The sequence below is a fragment of the Buttiauxella cochleicola genome, from assembly GCF_021282435.1.
Lineage (GTDB): Bacteria > Pseudomonadota > Gammaproteobacteria > Enterobacterales > Enterobacteriaceae > Buttiauxella > Buttiauxella massiliensis.
Genome location: NZ_JAJSOT010000006.1, coordinates 78775 through 94495 on the forward strand (window position 1 = coordinate 78775; position 15721 = coordinate 94495).

The 15721-nt window shown below is 47.8% G+C and carries 16 protein-coding genes and 1 tRNA gene; 9 read left to right on the forward strand and 8 right to left on the reverse strand.

Annotated features, from left to right (window positions below; all coding sequences use genetic code 11):
* Positions 1-40: 40 nt before the first annotated feature.
* From glgC to asd, 4 genes are all read right to left on the reverse strand, one after another.
* Positions 41-1324 (reverse strand): glucose-1-phosphate adenylyltransferase, encoded by a 1284-nt coding sequence (glgC, locus tag LVQ77_RS14930; RefSeq protein WP_151993688.1) that lies wholly within the window; start codon positions 1322-1324, stop codon positions 41-43.
* 14 nt (positions 1325-1338) lie between these two features.
* Positions 1339-3321: a glycogen debranching protein GlgX gene (glgX, locus tag LVQ77_RS14935; protein WP_232904803.1), complete on the reverse strand. Its 1983-nt coding sequence runs from the start codon at positions 3319-3321 to the stop codon at positions 1339-1341.
* A complete protein-coding gene (glgB, locus tag LVQ77_RS14940) occupies positions 3318-5504 on the reverse strand; it encodes a 1,4-alpha-glucan branching enzyme (protein ID WP_151993690.1) in 2187 nt (728 codons plus the stop codon). Before glgB ends, glgX begins: the two co-directional genes overlap by 4 nt.
* 348 nt (positions 5505-5852) lie before the next feature.
* Complete coding sequence (gene asd / locus LVQ77_RS14945) at positions 5853-6959, reverse strand: aspartate-semialdehyde dehydrogenase (protein ID WP_034460329.1); 1107 nt, start codon at positions 6957-6959, stop codon at positions 5853-5855.
* Positions 6960-7102: 143 nt separating this feature from the next.
* Here asd and LVQ77_RS14950 point away from each other — a divergent pair, with 143 nt between their 5' ends.
* Positions 7103-7696 (forward strand): YhgN family NAAT transporter, encoded by a 594-nt coding sequence (locus tag LVQ77_RS14950; RefSeq protein WP_034460330.1) that lies wholly within the window; start codon positions 7103-7105, stop codon positions 7694-7696.
* A 96-nt stretch (positions 7697-7792) separates the two neighbouring features.
* Here the strand turns inward: LVQ77_RS14950 and LVQ77_RS14955 are convergent, their stop codons facing one another.
* A complete protein-coding gene (locus tag LVQ77_RS14955; RefSeq protein WP_151993691.1) occupies positions 7793-9232 on the reverse strand; it encodes an MFS transporter in 1440 nt (479 codons plus the stop codon).
* Positions 9233-9398: 166 nt separating this feature from the next.
* Between LVQ77_RS14955 and LVQ77_RS14960 the strand changes: the two genes are divergently transcribed.
* Both LVQ77_RS14960 and LVQ77_RS14965 read left to right on the forward strand, forming a co-directional pair.
* Positions 9399-10214, forward strand: a complete 816-nt coding sequence (locus tag LVQ77_RS14960) for a helix-turn-helix transcriptional regulator (protein ID WP_232864021.1) — start codon at positions 9399-9401, stop codon at positions 10212-10214.
* A 239-nt stretch (positions 10215-10453) separates the two neighbouring features.
* A tRNA-Sec gene (locus tag LVQ77_RS14965) sits at positions 10454-10548 on the forward strand.
* 57 nt (positions 10549-10605) lie between these two features.
* Here LVQ77_RS14965 and LVQ77_RS14970 read toward each other — a convergent pair.
* The 3 genes from LVQ77_RS14970 to LVQ77_RS14980 all read right to left on the reverse strand — a co-directional run bounded on the left by LVQ77_RS14970 (position 10606) and on the right by LVQ77_RS14980 (position 12624).
* Positions 10606-11262, reverse strand: coding sequence for a nucleotidyltransferase domain-containing protein (locus tag LVQ77_RS14970; protein ID WP_232904805.1), 657 nt, complete (start codon positions 11260-11262; stop codon positions 10606-10608).
* Between the two features lies 1 nt (position 11263).
* Positions 11264-12358 carry an anti-phage Hailong system effector protein HalA gene (gene halA / locus LVQ77_RS14975; RefSeq protein ID WP_232904807.1) on the reverse strand — a complete coding sequence of 365 codons (1095 nt, stop codon included), beginning with the start codon at positions 12356-12358 and terminating at the stop codon, positions 11264-11266.
* Between the two features lie 62 nt (positions 12359-12420).
* Positions 12421-12624 (reverse strand): toxin-antitoxin system HicB family antitoxin, encoded by a 204-nt coding sequence (locus tag LVQ77_RS14980; RefSeq protein WP_232904808.1) that lies wholly within the window; start codon positions 12622-12624, stop codon positions 12421-12423.
* Positions 12625-12756: 132 nt separating this feature from the next.
* Between LVQ77_RS14980 and LVQ77_RS14985 the strand changes: the two genes are divergently transcribed.
* The 6 genes from LVQ77_RS14985 (at position 12757) to LVQ77_RS15010 (ending at position 15589) form a co-directional block, all read left to right on the forward strand.
* A complete protein-coding gene (locus tag LVQ77_RS14985; RefSeq protein WP_232904810.1) occupies positions 12757-13287 on the forward strand; it encodes a hypothetical protein in 531 nt (176 codons plus the stop codon).
* 90 nt (positions 13288-13377) lie between these two features.
* Complete coding sequence (locus LVQ77_RS14990; RefSeq protein ID WP_232904812.1) at positions 13378-13722, forward strand: type II toxin-antitoxin system HicB family antitoxin; 345 nt, start codon at positions 13378-13380, stop codon at positions 13720-13722.
* Between the two features lie 274 nt (positions 13723-13996).
* The gene (locus LVQ77_RS14995) at positions 13997-14356 is read left to right on the forward strand and encodes a hypothetical protein (protein ID WP_232904814.1); all 360 of its coding nucleotides are present in this window, start codon (positions 13997-13999) and stop codon (positions 14354-14356) included.
* Positions 14357-14528: 172 nt separating this feature from the next.
* On the forward strand, positions 14529-14750 hold the full coding sequence (locus LVQ77_RS15000) for a YgdI/YgdR family lipoprotein (protein WP_232904815.1): 222 nt from the start codon (positions 14529-14531) through the stop codon (positions 14748-14750).
* A 219-nt stretch (positions 14751-14969) separates the two neighbouring features.
* Positions 14970-15212, forward strand: coding sequence for a ribbon-helix-helix domain-containing protein (locus tag LVQ77_RS15005; protein ID WP_151993698.1), 243 nt, complete (start codon positions 14970-14972; stop codon positions 15210-15212).
* Positions 15206-15589, forward strand: coding sequence for a type II toxin-antitoxin system VapC family toxin (locus LVQ77_RS15010; protein ID WP_232904817.1), 384 nt, complete (start codon positions 15206-15208; stop codon positions 15587-15589). The genes LVQ77_RS15005 and LVQ77_RS15010 overlap by 7 nt, the downstream gene beginning before the upstream one ends.
* The last annotated feature ends 132 nt before the right edge of the window (positions 15590-15721 follow it).

Genomic DNA, 15721 nt, shown 5'->3' on the forward strand with positions numbered 1-15721 from the left:
CCGTGCAACCCTTGCTGCACGGTGATCAATCCTTTAAAACTTAACCAGGCAGCTTGGCCAGCATTTCACGGGTGACAAGCACAATGCCTTCTTCAGAACGGTAGAAACGGCGTGCATCTTCTTCGGCGTTTTCCCCGACAACCATCCCTTCAGGAATGACGCAGGCGCGGTCGATAATGCAACGGCGTAAACGGCACGAACGCCCGACGATGACGTCTGGCAACAATACTGAGGAATCAATATTGCAAAACGAGTTAACGCGCACGCGGGGGAACAACACTGACTGAACCACCACGGAGCCCGAAATAATGCAGCCGCCAGACACCAGCGAGTTCAGCGTCATACCGTGGCTGCCGGAGCGGTCTTGCACAAATTTCGCCGGAGGCAACGGTTCCATGTGGGTGCGAATCGGCCAGTCGCGGTCGTACATATCCAGTTCCGGCGTCACCGAGGCGAGGTCGAGGTTGGCTTTCCAGTAAGCTTCCAGGGTACCAACATCGCGCCAGTACGGTTCGGCATCCGGGTCTGATTGCACACAAGAAAGCGGGAATGGGTGGGCAAACGCCGAACCTGATTTCATCACGTACGGGATGATATCTTTCCCGAAGTCGTGGCTTGAGTTTTCGTCTTTGTCGTCAGTTTCCAGCAATTCGTACAAGTAATCGGCATCGAAAACGTAGATACCCATGCTGGCGAGCGCTTTCGTGTCATCGCCCGGCATAGACGGCGGATTTGCCGGTTTCTCAACGAATTCGATAATTTTCTCTTCGCTATCAACCGCCATTACGCCAAATGCAGAAGCTTCATGGAGTGGAACAGGCATACATGCCACGGTACAACGCGCACCTTTCTCCACATGGTCTATCAACATGCGTGAGTAATCTTGCTTGTAGATATGATCACCCGCGAGGATAACCACGTACTCGGCTTTGTAGCGGCGGATAATATCGAGGTTTTGCGTAACGGCATCAGCCGTGCCGCGATACCAGTTTTCACCGTGTACACGTTGCTGTGCCGGGAGCAAATCGACAAACTCGTTCATCTCTTCGCTAAAAAATGACCAGCCACGTTGGATATGTTGAACCAACGTATGTGACTGATATTGCGTAATCACGCCGATACGGCGAATACCCGAGTTAATGCAATTGGACAGCGCAAAATCAATAATGCGGAACTTGCCACCAAAGTGGACAGCAGGCTTGGCGCGCGTTGAGGTTAAATCTTTCAATCGGGTACCGCGCCCACCAGCCAGAATCAGGGCTACAGATTTATTTGGCAGTTGTCTTGCCAACATCAGAGGATCGTTCTTATCAAGCCTAACCATGACTGACTCCTTTTTTATGATTTCTGGAAAACGCATACTCCGTGCGCGGGACCATGCCATACAGCCATTACCACCGGGTTGTCTTCGCCGGCAAACGGAGGAATAGCACGCCATTCCCCTTCGGGTAGAACGATGTCAGCCACTTCTTCGGTAGCGTTAATCGTAATAAGCCAACGATCTGAGAGTTGGATTTGTAACCGATGAACCCCGTTCTCCCACTCGTCAGCATTCAGAGGTTGAGCCTCTTTATTCCACCAGCGCACATTGCCATCGCCTTCCTCCCACCAGACATTCCGGGTTAATGCCGGAATCGTCTTGCGTAGATGAATCAATGCCGCGGTAAAAGTGGTTAAGCCATCGTTGCAGTGTTCCCAGTCAAGCCATGTCAGTTGGTTATCCTGGCAATAAGCATTGTTATTACCATGCTGACTGTGACCGTGTTCATCACCGGCCAAAAGCATCGGCGTACCCTGAGAAAGCAGTAACAATGTGAGCAAGGCGTGAACACTGTCGCGCCGCCGTTCTTTAATATAAAGCGAGGCTTCCAGCCCTTCGAAGCCATAGTTATTGCTGTAGTTATTGTTGGTGCCATCACGGTTGTCTTCACCGTTCGCTTCATTGTGTTTTTGGTTGAAGCTGACACAATCGCGCAAGGTAAAACCGTCGTGAGCCGTGATTAAATTGATGCTGGTCGAAGGGAGACGCTCCCCATGTCGATAGACATCACTTGAACCGGCAAAGCGGCAAGCGAATCCACCTAACGATAAATCTTGTCGCAGCCAGAAACGCCGCATGCCATCACGAAAATGATCGTTCCATTCCGCAAATAACGGCGGGTAGTTACCGACCTGATAACCCCCCGCGCCAATATCCCACGGCTCAGCAATCAGCTTTATCTGCGACAAAACCGGATCGTTTTTGATCGCCTCAAACAACGGTGCATCCTGGCGGAACTCTGGCGTACGCCCCATGATCGAGGCAAGATCGAAGCGGAACCCGTCAATATGACAGCTGTCGACCCAATAACGCAGGCAATCCACCACCTGCGCCACCACGCCTGGCGTACTCAAATTCAAGGTGTTACCGCAACCAGTCCAGTTCTGGTAATCACCATTGTCCATTAACCAATAATAGCTACGGTTATCGATTCCGCTCAGGGAGAGGGTTGGACCGTCACGATCAAGTTCCGCGCTGTGGTTAAGAACAATGTCGAGAATCACCTCAATGCCCGCTTCGTGCAGCGCTTTCACCGCACCACGCAGCTCGTTGGCGGCCGCCAGCGGATCATGATTCACTGCGTAATAACCTTCGACGGCGTAAAACGAACGCGGGTTATAGCCCCAATAGTTGCTTAACCCTAAGTGGGCGACGCGCGGCTCAGTGATAAAATGCGCGACAGGCATCAGTTCAAGCGCCGTGATCCCGAGGCGTTTGAAATAGTTAATCATCACCGGATGGCCGAGTGCGGCATAAGTACCACGCAGCTCTTCGGGTATTTCAGGGTGTAGAAGCGTCAACCCACGAACATGCGCTTCGTAAATAACGGTGTCACCCCAAGGGGTACGCGGGTGTTCGTCGCCTTCCCAGTCAAACTTATCGCGCACCACCATGCATTTCGCCATGTGTGGGCCGCTGTCTTCCAGATTCGGCTCGTCATAGCCACCATGAAGATGCGGGTGGTTATCGACACCGCCAACAACCACTCGAGCGCAAGGGTCTAGCAGCAGTTTTGCCGGGTTAAAACGATGCCCGTTTTGCGGATCCCACGGGCCATGGACGCGATAGCCATATTTCAGGCCAGGCTTTGCATCGGGCAAATAACCATGCCAGATGTCGCCTGTACGCACCGGCAAGTCATAACGCCGCTCGTGGCCGTGTTCGTCAAAAACGCAGAGTTCGACTTTTTCTGCATGAGCCGAAAACAGCGTGAAATTGACGCCTTTGCCATCAAAAAACGAACCATACGGAGCCGGGTTCCCGGCAGTGAGTTGCGTCATTCAGCCTCCCGTACCAACCAGATAGTCGAAAGCGGAGGTAGTGTCAGACTCAGGGAGTGCTCGCGACCGTGGCTTGGAATAGCATCGCTCTGCACGGCACCGCTGTTTCCGGCATTACTGCCGTGATAATGCATTGAGTCTGTATTCAGCTCCTCGCGCCAGCGACCTGGCTGATTAATGCCAAAGCGATAGTTGTAGCGCGGCACCGGCGTGAAGTTGCTGGCGACAATAATTTCGTTACCTTTTGAATCGCGGCGTACAAAGATAAAGACGGAATTAATGTTGTCTTCCACCACCAGCCATTCAAAACCATAGCTGTCAAAATCCAGTTCATGCATCGCGGCGTGGTGGCGATATGTGTGGTTTAAATCGCGTACCAGGCGTTTCACGCCGTGGTGCCAGTTGTCGCCGCCTTCCAGCAAATGCCAGTCGAGACTACTGTCGTGGTTCCACTCTCGCCCTTGGGCAAATTCATTGCCCATAAACAGCAGTTTCTTGCCGGGGAAAGCCCACATCCAACCGTAGTAAGCACGCAGGTTGGCAAATTTCTGCCAGGCATCACCCGGCATACGGTCGAGAATGGATTTTTTGCCATGTACCACTTCATCGTGCGACAAAGGCAGTACGAAGTTTTCGGTGCTGTTGTACAACATGCCAAAAGTCATCTTGTCGTGATGATACTGGCGATGCACCGGGTCGAGTTTCATGTAATCGAGCGTGTCGTGCATCCAGCCGAGGTTCCATTTAAACCAGAAACCTAAACCCCCCATGGAAGGTGGCCGCGACACGCCAGTAAAATCGGTAGACTCTTCAGCCATGGTCACCGCACCCGGCGTTTGCTCGCCAATAATACGGTTGGTATTGCGCAGGAATTCAATCGCTTCGAGGTTTTCACGCCCGCCTTTATCGTTAGGTATCCACTCGCCAGGCTGGCGGCTGTAATCGCGATAAATCATCGATGCCACCGCATCAACGCGTAAGCCATCAATACCGAAGCGCTCAATCCAGTACAGCGCGTTACCCACCAGATAGTTGCTGACTTCGCGCCGCCCGTAGTTATAAATCAGCGTGTTCCAGTCCTGGTGATAACCTTCGCGCGGATCGCCGTGTTCATACAGCGAAGTGCCATCGAATTTCGCCAGGCCCGCGTCGTCCGTCGGGAAATGCCCTGGAACCCAGTCCAGTAAAACGTTTAAGCCCGCAGCATGCGCGGCATTAATAAAGTAGCGGAAGTCTTCACGCGTACCGAAGCGGCGTGTTGGCGCGTATAAACCTTGTGGTTGATACCCCCAACTGCCATCGAACGGGTGCTCGTTAATCGGCAACAGCTCGAGGTGAGTAAAGCCCATCTCTTTGACGTACGGCACCAGTTGATCTGCCAATTCGCGGTAACTGAGCCAGAAATTATTGTCGGCATGGCGACGCCACGAACCAAGATGTACTTCATAAATTGAAATTGGCTGATCAAAGCCATTCGCATGCTGGCGCGCAGGGCTAAGGGTAGTTTTGTCAGGCAAGCCACAAATCAGCGACGCGGTTTCCGGGCGCATTTGCGACTCAAACGCATACGGGTCAGCCTTCAGGCGCAGATGCCCTTCGGTATCAATCAGTTCGAATTTGTAGAGTTGCCCAGGATGAGCGCCAGGAATAAAGAGTTCCCAGATACCGCTTTCACGGCGCAAACGCATCGGGTGGCGACGGCCATCCCAATAGTTAAATTGCCCAACAACTGAGACACGGCGGGCGTTAGGTGCCCAAACGGAGAAACGCGTTCCGGTCACGCCGTCCATGGTGTCGGCATGCGCGCCGAGCGTTTCATAGGGGCGTAAGTGCGTGCCTTCAGACAACAGCCAACTATCCATCTCCTGAATTAGCGGCCCAAAGCGATAGGGATCATCAATAAGATTTTCATGGCCATGCCAGACAACAGCAAGTTGATAACGGAAAAGATTTTTACGTCGCGGGATAACCCCGCAAAAGAAACCACGTGAATCAATACACTCTAACTTGCCGACCTTCCCACCGGTCTTCGGGTCGATAATCCACACTTCTGTCGCGTTCGGTAACAGGGCACGAACTTCCAGCCCGGCTTCAGTTTTATGCATTCCCAGCAGAGAAAAAGGATCAGCAAAATGACCCGCAATTAGCGCATTTATCACGTCTTTTTCTGGATGAACAGACATGGTTTCGTCCTGTTTTTTGTCATTCATTGACCCTAACGGACGGCAATAACATTGTTTTCCTGCAAGCCGTTCCGCCCAACTAATCTTCATGGCGGTTTATCGCCCTGAATAAAGCATAGCCAACGCTCTGTTTTGCTCCCGAAAATTAATCAACTAAAGTCATATGCTTCATGTATACCCAAATAATTCGAGTTATGGGAAGGCGGTAAACTCAGGAATCCCAGGAGCTTACTTAAGTAAGTGACTGGGGTGACGGAGTGCAACCAACACACCCATAACGTGAAGTATGAAGGGTATATGACGTGATAAAAAAAGGGGCTGCAATGCCCCTTTAGTGAGTAAGTGTAATTATGCGAGCAAGCGCAACATTCTACGTAACGGTTCGGCAGCGCCCCACAGCAACTGGTCGCCAACAGTGAAGGCAGACAAGTACTCAGGACCCATATTCAGTTTACGCAAACGTCCGACTGGAGTAGTGAGCGTGCCAGTTACCGCAGCAGGCGTCAGCTCACGCATAGTGATATCACGGTCGTTTGGCACGACTTTGACCCAATCGTTATGCCCGGCCAGCATCGCTTCGATGGTTGGCAAAGAGACATCTTTTTTCAGTTTGAGGGTGAATGCCTGGCTGTGGCAGCGCAGCGCGCCAACACGGACACAAAGGCCATCAACTGGAATGATAGTGCCGGTATTAAGGATTTTGTTGGTCTCAGCCTGGCCTTTCCACTCTTCGCGGGTCTGACCATTATCAAGCTGCTTGTCGATCCATGGGATCAGGCTGCCAGCCAATGGCACACCGAAGTTATCCGTTGGCAGGCTGCCGCTACGAGCCAGATCAGTCACTTTACGTTCGATGTTCAAAATGGCAGATGCAGGATCAGCAAGCTCGCTGGCAACGTGGCTATGCAACTGGCCCATCTGGGTCAACAGTTCACGCATATGGCGCGCGCCACCGCCGGATGCCGCCTGGTAAGTCGCAACAGAAACCCAGTCAACCAGGTCGTTTGCAAACAGGCCGCCAAGGGACATCAGCATCAGGCTAACGGTGCAGTTACCGCCAACAAAGGTTTTCACGCCATTATTCAGACCTTCCTGAATAACGTGCTGGTTAACCGGGTCGAGGATGATAATCGCGTCATCTTTCATACGCAGTGAAGATGCAGCATCAATCCAGTAACCTTGCCAGCCGCTTTCACGAAGCTTTGGATAGATTTCGTTGGTATAATCGCCGCCCTGGCAGGTAATGATAATGTCCAGTGCCTTCAGCGCTTCCAGGTCGTAGGCATCTTGCAGTGTGCCGTTGTTCTGGCCTGCAAATGATGGGGCCGGGAGGCCTAACTGAGAAGTGGAGAAGAAAACTGGGCGAATGGCGTCAAAATCGCGTTCTTCAACCATGCGTTGCATGAGAACGGAACCGACCATACCGCGCCAACCGATAAAACCAACATTTTTCATAGCGACTAATCCTGCAGAGGTATTTGCGTTGAGTGCATTCAAGGGAATATGTCCCACATTACAAAATGCTACCAAAGTCGCAAGTGAAATTAATCAATGATCTGCAAGCTATTAGAAATACAACTTATTAGAGACAACTATTCATGACCGAAATCATTTCTGCGGCAGTATTGTTAATCCTGATTATGGACCCGTTGGGGAACCTGCCGATTTTTATGTCAGTGCTCAAGCATACTGAGCCGAAGCGCCGCCGGGCCATCATGATCCGCGAGCTGCTTATTGCACTGATCATCATGTTGATCTTCCTGTTTGCCGGGGAAAAAATCCTTGCGTTTCTTAACCTGCGTGCGGAAAGCGTGTCGATTTCTGGCGGGATTATCCTGTTCCTGATTGCCATCCGAATGATCTTCCCAAGCCATGAAGGCAACGCCTCTGGCCTGCCTGCTGGCGAAGAGCCATTTATCGTGCCGCTGGCTATTCCGCTGGTTGCCGGGCCAACGTTACTGGCAACATTAATGCTGTTATCACACCAGTATCCAAACCAGATGGGGCACCTGGTTGCTGCGTTGATGCTGGCCTGGGGCGGCACCGTGGTGATTTTGCTGCAATCATCGCTGTTCTTACGCTTACTCGGGGAAAAAGGCGTTAACGCGCTGGAGCGCCTGATGGGCCTGGTATTGGTCATGCTGGCAACTCAAATGTTCCTCGATGGGCTTAGAATTTGGATGAAGGGATAAGGCGTAGACATTCCGCTAACTCCCTTTCAGTATCAGCACAAACAAGAAAGCCGCCTTCATAAAAGGCGGCTTTCTATTATCGTAACGTCCTGAGTATCACTTCTCTGAAATCACGGGCTTGCAAAGCACAGGAGAATGAAGCTGGCGACGGCTCATCAGCGTCACCCCCGCCAATACCAGCATAACCAACGCTTCGACCAGCAAGAATCCCATCATCGCCTCCACATAGTCACCATTGCTCAGCACACGGAAATGCAGGAACAACGCACCGAGGATTGCCGGGCCAAGTCCAAGCGTTGATTGTTGCAGCGTACTTAAAATCGCACTCCCCGCACCGGCATCATTAGGGGCGATATCACGCATCCCGAGGCGATAAAAACTGTTAACGATCAGCGCCTGCCCGTAGCCAATCAACAATGTTGCAGGGGCGACAGCTAACGCGCCAGCACTGTGACCAAAGTGTTGTAACGTAGCAATGAGCGCCAATAGCCCAGCCACCTGCACCACAATGCCAGCCAGCAAAATCGTGCTCATGGAATGGCGTGCAATCAGTTTTGGGGCATAACAAGCTGAAATAAAATAGGCTACTCCAAGGGCAATAAAGCTGTTACCCGACTGCCACGGAGCCATTCCCAGCCCAGCCTGTAGCGTTAAAGCCATGCAAAACATAAAGCCCGACCAGCAGGTATAGAACATAACGGCTATCAAAATGCCAAAACGAATGCTGGTGAGTTTAAGCAATCGCGGTGGAAGCAAAGGCTGTAGGCCACGTTGTTGCTGGCTTAATGCTCCGGAACGCATCCACCAACCAAGTGGAATAATCGCTATCAACGCAGCTTGCATCTGCCATGGCCAGTGCAGTTCTGGGCCAAGTGCCATAGGAAAGAGCAGGCAGCAGAGTATTAACGCCAGGCAAAAAGTCCCCTGCCAATCGATACGCGAAACGCTTTCACTACGGGTTTCCGGCAAATAACGCTTTCCTACCATCAATACAAAGATGCAAATCGGGACATTAATAAAAAAGGCGTTACGCCAGCCAAGCCCGGCGATATCTGCTGATACCAGCCATCCCCCACCCATTTGCCCAATAATAAAAGCAATACCTCCGATGCCTCCATAAAGGCTAATGGCTTTGGTATGAGCGGTGCCTTTTAACGTGACGTGAAGTGTTGCCAAAATCTGCGGCACAATTAATGCGGCCCCCATGCCCTGCAACGTGCGTGCAGCGAGCAGCGTTCCAACAGAGCCGGCAATGCCACACAGCAAAGAGGCAATACCAAACAACGCTACACCCCACATCAGAACACGCCTGCGGCCCAGGTTATCTCCAAGCTTGCTGCCGACAGCCAGACACACGGCGAAGGCCACCCCATAGAGCGCCACAATAAGTTCCAACTCTGTATGGCTGGTACCCAATGACTGGGTGATCGAGTCCAGGGCCACGTTGGTAATCGACGTATCAATAAGCGGCAACATCTGGCTTGTCAGAAGCAAAATCAAACCTGCTCGTCCAAGGGAAAAAGGGGGAATTCTCATCATGTGCTCCATTGCACGGTTCAGGATACCGGCGTAGCATCCCCCAATGTTTAAACGGGTACCAGTTCTTGCTTATACTGGTATTGGTACTACCCTTCTGGAGTTTTCCGTGACAACCATCACAAAACTTGACCAGTGCACTACCACCCTGGAAGACAATCGAAAAATGTTGGCAGCGTTTTTACGCACCCGGCGTGAAAGTCTTGACCCTCAGCGTCTGGGTTTACCTCGCAGTGGCCGCCGCCGCACGCCAGGGCTGCGCCGTGAAGAAGTCGCGCTGTTGGCAGACGTTGGTGTGACCTGGTACACCTGGCTTGAGCAAGGACGGGATGTGAACCCCTCCGTCAGCGTGATGACGGCTATCACTAGCGCGTTGCAATGCTCTCCCGTTGAGACACGTCATTTATTTATTCTCGCGGGCTTATCACCGGCAGAGATTCCCGCCGCTGCGCTGTGTGAAAATCTCAGCCCTGCATCTCGCCGCTTACTTGATGCACTGATGCCAAACCCGGCCAGCATGCAAAAGCCCAACTTCGATCTTATTGGTTACAACCGCAATTTTTGTCTGCTAATGGGCGTGGATCTGGATGCCGTTCCGGTTGATGAACGCAACTGCATTTACCAGTATCTGACTAACGATAACTGGAGCCGCCGCCTTGGTGACAAAGAGTACATTTTGCCGTTATTTGTCGGCTACTTCCGGGCCGGGATGGCAGAACACCGAGGCGAGCCACGCTGGGAGGCATTACTGGAGTGCTTTTTCTCTGTCTCGGCAGAATTTAAAGCCCTGTGGCAGCAGCGTTATGAAGTACGCGCGATTGAAAACCATCGGAAGCAATTTATTCACCCACAAATCGGCACCATCCAGATGCAGCAAACGAACTGGTATTCAGCCCCGCGTGATGGCGCGCGCCTGTTGGTGTATTTACCGGTGGATGAAGAAGGGGAACGGCAGTTGGAACAGCTATCGAGATTCTGCTGAATATTCCTGCTTCAAACTATTTTTATGATCGCGAAAACCGGCTTTTTAAGGTTGTGAGAAATAAAGGGCGGGTAGGTCATTCAAAGAGGCTAAGAAGTGCTAAACGCGTGGTAAGTGAACGATTTAATTGATCGTGCTAATAGTATTGAAGGATTCATTGGGGAAAGGGGAAAGCATTGTTTGGTACAAGCGAAAAACCAGGTATACTGCGCACCGCCTCCATGTAGCAATCGAGGCTAGGAAGATCGTCGTCTCCGGTGAGGCGGCTGGACTTCAAATCCAGTTGGTGCCGCCAGCGGTGCCGGGCAGGTTCAACTCCTGTGATCTTCCGCCATTTTTTGTCTTTCGGTTTTGTATATTTAATCGTATGTTTTTTCGCCTAAAAATATTCCTAGTAGCCAATGACTGACGAGCCGCTGATCAGTCTAGACATACTTTTTGTAAGAAACTTGTCATTATTTTCAGATAATATTTCTTGTGAATATGCATTAAGGAACTTACTAACAAGCTCCAAATCTTTCTTTTCACTGACATGAGAAGACTTCAAGGCAATGAGTTGCATTAGTTCTTTTTCTAAAATCAAGTTATTAGAAAAAACTTGTGAAAGCTTATCTTTTGAAAAAATTGGTTCTCTTTTCATTGCGCTCATTGAAATTAATATAGTTCTGACACACCAAGATATTCTTTTGTTCATTAAGCTTTTATTTTTTATTTTCTTTTCATGCTTTAATATAAATTGTAAAAGTTTTGACGCTGTATCGATTTCATAATTATAGTGAGCTTTATATTGGAAAAGTGAAATCACCTCACTAAATAACTGTTCATTAAAATATGGCACAGCTTCTTTATTTATATGCAAAGCAAAAATACTACCCTCTTTCATTATTTTTTTTGCTAAAGAAACTGGATAGAAAGCAATATTAACACTTCCTTTTACAACCATTTTATAATAGCTTTCATCGTAAATTGCAAAACAATCAACATCAGAGTTGCTACTTCTTTCTCCTCTGGCGGTGCTTCCATATATAGCAAGACTCTTAATATTCATTTTATGTCCTTGAAGTGCATATTTTATTTATCAATGTCGGGATTAGTATACCATACCACCATAATCCGATAATCATGTTAATCAAATAAACTATCTGTTTAGCTGGGGAGATAATATTAGTAGCATGTTTTGTATAACCGGCTAAAAGCGTTATATCAAGGGACATAATTAGAGAGTTCAATATAGGAACATTGAAAAACGTAAAGTAACAACAGGCAAATGCTATAGTTATTAACAAACCTATCAATATACATTTAAATAAACTCCCGCCCCATCCATTTACAGACCCAGAAGCATTAACAATGGCCGATTCAATAATTGATGAGAGTAACCATGGATATTGCATAATATTCTTCAATATCCCAGACCGCTCAATTTTAAACTTAATATTTTCTTTCTTTGATTTTTGCTTACATTGTGAGTGTGTTTTAACAGCTTTATAATAAGCATCATCATCCGGTATTGTTGATAATGAATTCAATATTATTTTTGAAAACTTTGTCTTAGTGCCATACGACCTAAAGACCTGATACTCAGGAGTTGTCCCTTCTTTATCACAAATATCTTTATTTGTATTAATAAATAAAGCTTTTACAATCTTTTGCGCATCAATATATGTATTTAAAAATTTTGTTTCATTCCCTGAGTAGGATATTTTTTCATATTGGCAGTTATTGAACTGGCAGTTTTCGAAATTGGCCATTGAAAAACTACATTGCTTAAATTTACAGTTTGTAAATTTAACATTACTTAGGTTACTGTACCCAAAACAAACCTTCCTGAACTCACAATCTTTAAATGTTATACGTTTTCCTTTATTATCACCAAAAATATCACATTCTGTAAATATATACCCTGAAAACTGTTTATTTTCATATAATGAAACATTTTTCTTAGCTAATATTAGCTTGGTTCCCGGAGTATATAACGTAGGGGTTGTTAAATCTATTGCAACCTTTCTTGGCCCAGAGTTATTTTTTCCATTTAAGTTTAAATCTGCAACATCCCAAGATTGAAAATCATCAAGAGAAATTTCTGGATCATAAGTTACGTCCCAAAAATTTTTTAATCTATGCTGACGAATAGAACCACTCATATGAATGTCATCCAATTACTAGTTGAGATTATGTTTTTCAATACATACTTAAAATAATTCTCTCATTCTTCATTATTAAAAACTATTTGTATTTTTAACCTGTCCAACTCCTTCCTCCCCAGAGTCTTCAACCAATTTCCCAAACTCATACCCGCATCTTTCGCTGCAACTTCAAACTGAGCTTTCAGCTCTGGTGAGATCCTGATCTGAAAAGCAGGATTTTTACCGGAAGCGGACTGTTTAGTATCATATTTGACCGTTGACATGTATGTACCCTTAGGAATAGCGTGGTCGTTAAGGTACACACCCTATCATAGGGTTACCTGAAAAAAAACGCCCCCGAAAGGTATTACGAGTACCAGCCGGGGGCTCACCACTAACGTTAAGGACCTAACGCAATGGCTAACACCAATACTACCACAACCGCTCGCGCTGAAATCCTGTGCACTCAACCAGTAATTGAATCCGCAATCACGACATTACTAAAAACCCCGCTCGGTGCCACGCATGATCTCTTCCAGGTGCTCGACGCCTGCCAGCATTATGTTGATGCGATTATTGAAAACGACGACAACACCGAACGCATGGCATTGTGTGGGCGTTTGCTTGCCGCACTTGAAGTATTGAAAGTTACGCTAAAAGCACCGTTACCCGTGCATTTAATCGAGCGCCTGACGGTGGATGTGGCAGAACCCGATAATTATCGCGGCCCGCTTTCAACCGATTCCGAGACTCTGCGCGAGTACTGTTCCGCTCTCACCATCTTGTTGCTGCAACGCCAGCAGTTGCCTGAGCAGGAAGAACAGATCACCGGTTTATTGTTCGAGTTGATTAACCTTCTGGTCGAGGATTTGAAAACGCCGCGTTTTGTTCGCACCGATGGTGGGCTGGCCATGATTAGTGGCGAGGCAGTGCCAGGAATTCACTAGATTTTGTAGGACGGTTAAGTACAGCGTCACTCGCCAAATACGGTGGATGGCGCTTATCCACCCAACGAATACTGGTCCGGGAATCAAACCATGAATAACATTATTAAAATTGACGGCCACACCGCCATTGTTAGCTTCAACCCAGACATTGAAATGTTTCGCGGCGAGTTCGTTGGCTTAAACGGCGGTGCAGATTTTTACGCCTATAGTGTGCAGGAACTGAAAACAGAGGGAGCCGAATCTCTGAAATTCTTTCTTGATACATGTCGTGCAAAAAACATTGAGCCTTATAAATCATACAGCGGGAAGATTTCTGCTCGTCTAACGCCTGAAGACCATGCAGCTCTTGAACTTATCGCGCTGGCATGCGGCGAGCGTATTAATCAGTTACTCAATCAGGGCGCAAAATTAATCATTAAGCAACATGATGCGTGATTAGCGGTGCCAGGAATTAATCAGGTTTTGTAGGGCAGATTAGCTCGCGACATCCGCCATTTTTTTAAAGCAACGCCTTCATCCATACGCCCCCTGTACGCTCTTCTTTGTCACTCCAGCATGTGAGATACTGCGCCAATATTATTTCCGCCACATAAGCAAAAGAATCAGTCCGTTAGACTTACCTGGCGTAAACAAAATAAAACAAGGGGTTACGTGATGCGTAGCCCTTTTTTAATGCCTGATAAAGCAGGCAGCAATTTAAGAGGTTTTTATGAATTGGGATGTGTTGAAGTGGTTGATTGGCATCTACTTTGGCTATTTTTTTGGTCTTCTCAAAGTCGCCTACTCAGACCCGAAATTTTATCTGGAATACATAGATAAAAAGCTCACCTGGTTCTGTTACACCTGCATGATTGCCTTCAGCGCTTTCTGGTACGGGTTATATGCCTGTAAGAGCTACACCATTGATAACATCGACCTGATATCAGAACAGCTAGCCCATTTAGACAAAGAATATAACTACGTTACTTCTTACCTTCTTGTCCTAATTATTGCGTCCTGTTTGTCTTTTGCTGCCAGCATTTTGTATATCGACGTCGCGCGTAGAAAACAAGCTCATTTGAGCTCTTAAAAAGCGCTAACACCTTGAACAGGTAAAAAAACCGTATGGAAAAACCATGCGGTTTTTTTGTTTTGTAGCAAAGCAGCGCCATAGCTCCAAAAACCCTTCGTCATACACCTTAACAATCTGTCTTGAGCGCAGCAGGTAGAATCCCCTTCTTATTTAAAAGGGATATTTCAGCATGAAAAAATTGATGGCAGCTCTGCTGTTAAGCGGTGTGGCGCTTTCGGTCACGGCGTGTTCGAGCGATTACGTTATGTCGACCAAAACAGGCGATATGATTGTGACGCAGGGGAAACCGCAAGTGGATTCAGATACTGGCCTGATTAGTTACACCGACCAGCAAGGTAACGAGCACCAGATTAATGACGACCAAATCGTGCAAATGATTAAGAAGGACTGATTTTGCCATTTATACCAGCCAGTACATGCTGGCTGGTATTTTCATCCCCCATTATTTCCCTTTCCTGGCAAACAAACTCCGAAAGTAAACGTTCTGGAATGCAGCCCGTAAAAACGAAAACTCGCCAAATCAATGTCTTAATAACCCCTATTGATCTGTGTATTATTTACGCACAAGAAAGGTGAAAAATTAAACAGGGATGATATATTGAGGTGATATATGGCTACGATTTTTGGAGAGATGATGGGACGAATTCTTCTGGATCTGTCTGATGAGGCAATCAGCCGCCTTGATAGCCTTAAACAGAAACGCAATTTACCGCGAGCAGAGCTTTTACGGGAAGCAGTCGAGGAGTATCTGGAAAGGCAGGCTCAAACCAGTATCAAAGAAGCATTTGGTCTTTGGGGCGAAGATGCACCTGATGGTTTGGAATATGAACGCAAGCTTCGCGAGGAATGGTGAAGATGATGCAATCTGCTGTTTTTGATACCAATATTTTAATCGATTATCTGAAAGGGATCCCGCAAGCGCGTGCAACCATTGAAAGCTACAGTAATTCCCCGTCAATTAGCATTGTGACCTGGATGGAAATCATGGTGGGGGCAAAACACAACGATCAGGAGCAGCAGACCCGGCACTTCCTGAGTGGATTTGAAATTTTGCCGGTCAATCATGCGGTGGCAGAACACTCTGTAGCGCTACGTCAGCAATATGGAATGAAACTACCTGATGCAATTATTTTGGCCAGTACTCAGATCAGTGCCAGAAAACTCATCACTCGAAATTCAAAAGACTTTAAGGATCTGCCAGGTGTTATTTTGCCTTATTCCCTGGGATAAATACCCCTTGCTTCGCAAAAGCACACGTTGCCGATAACGCCCTTTTATTCCAGCCCGCAAAAAAATTTCATTTTTCTGACAATATTTCTGCTTCTCATTCGTCTACCTCATCAGAAGCAATAATTAACTAAT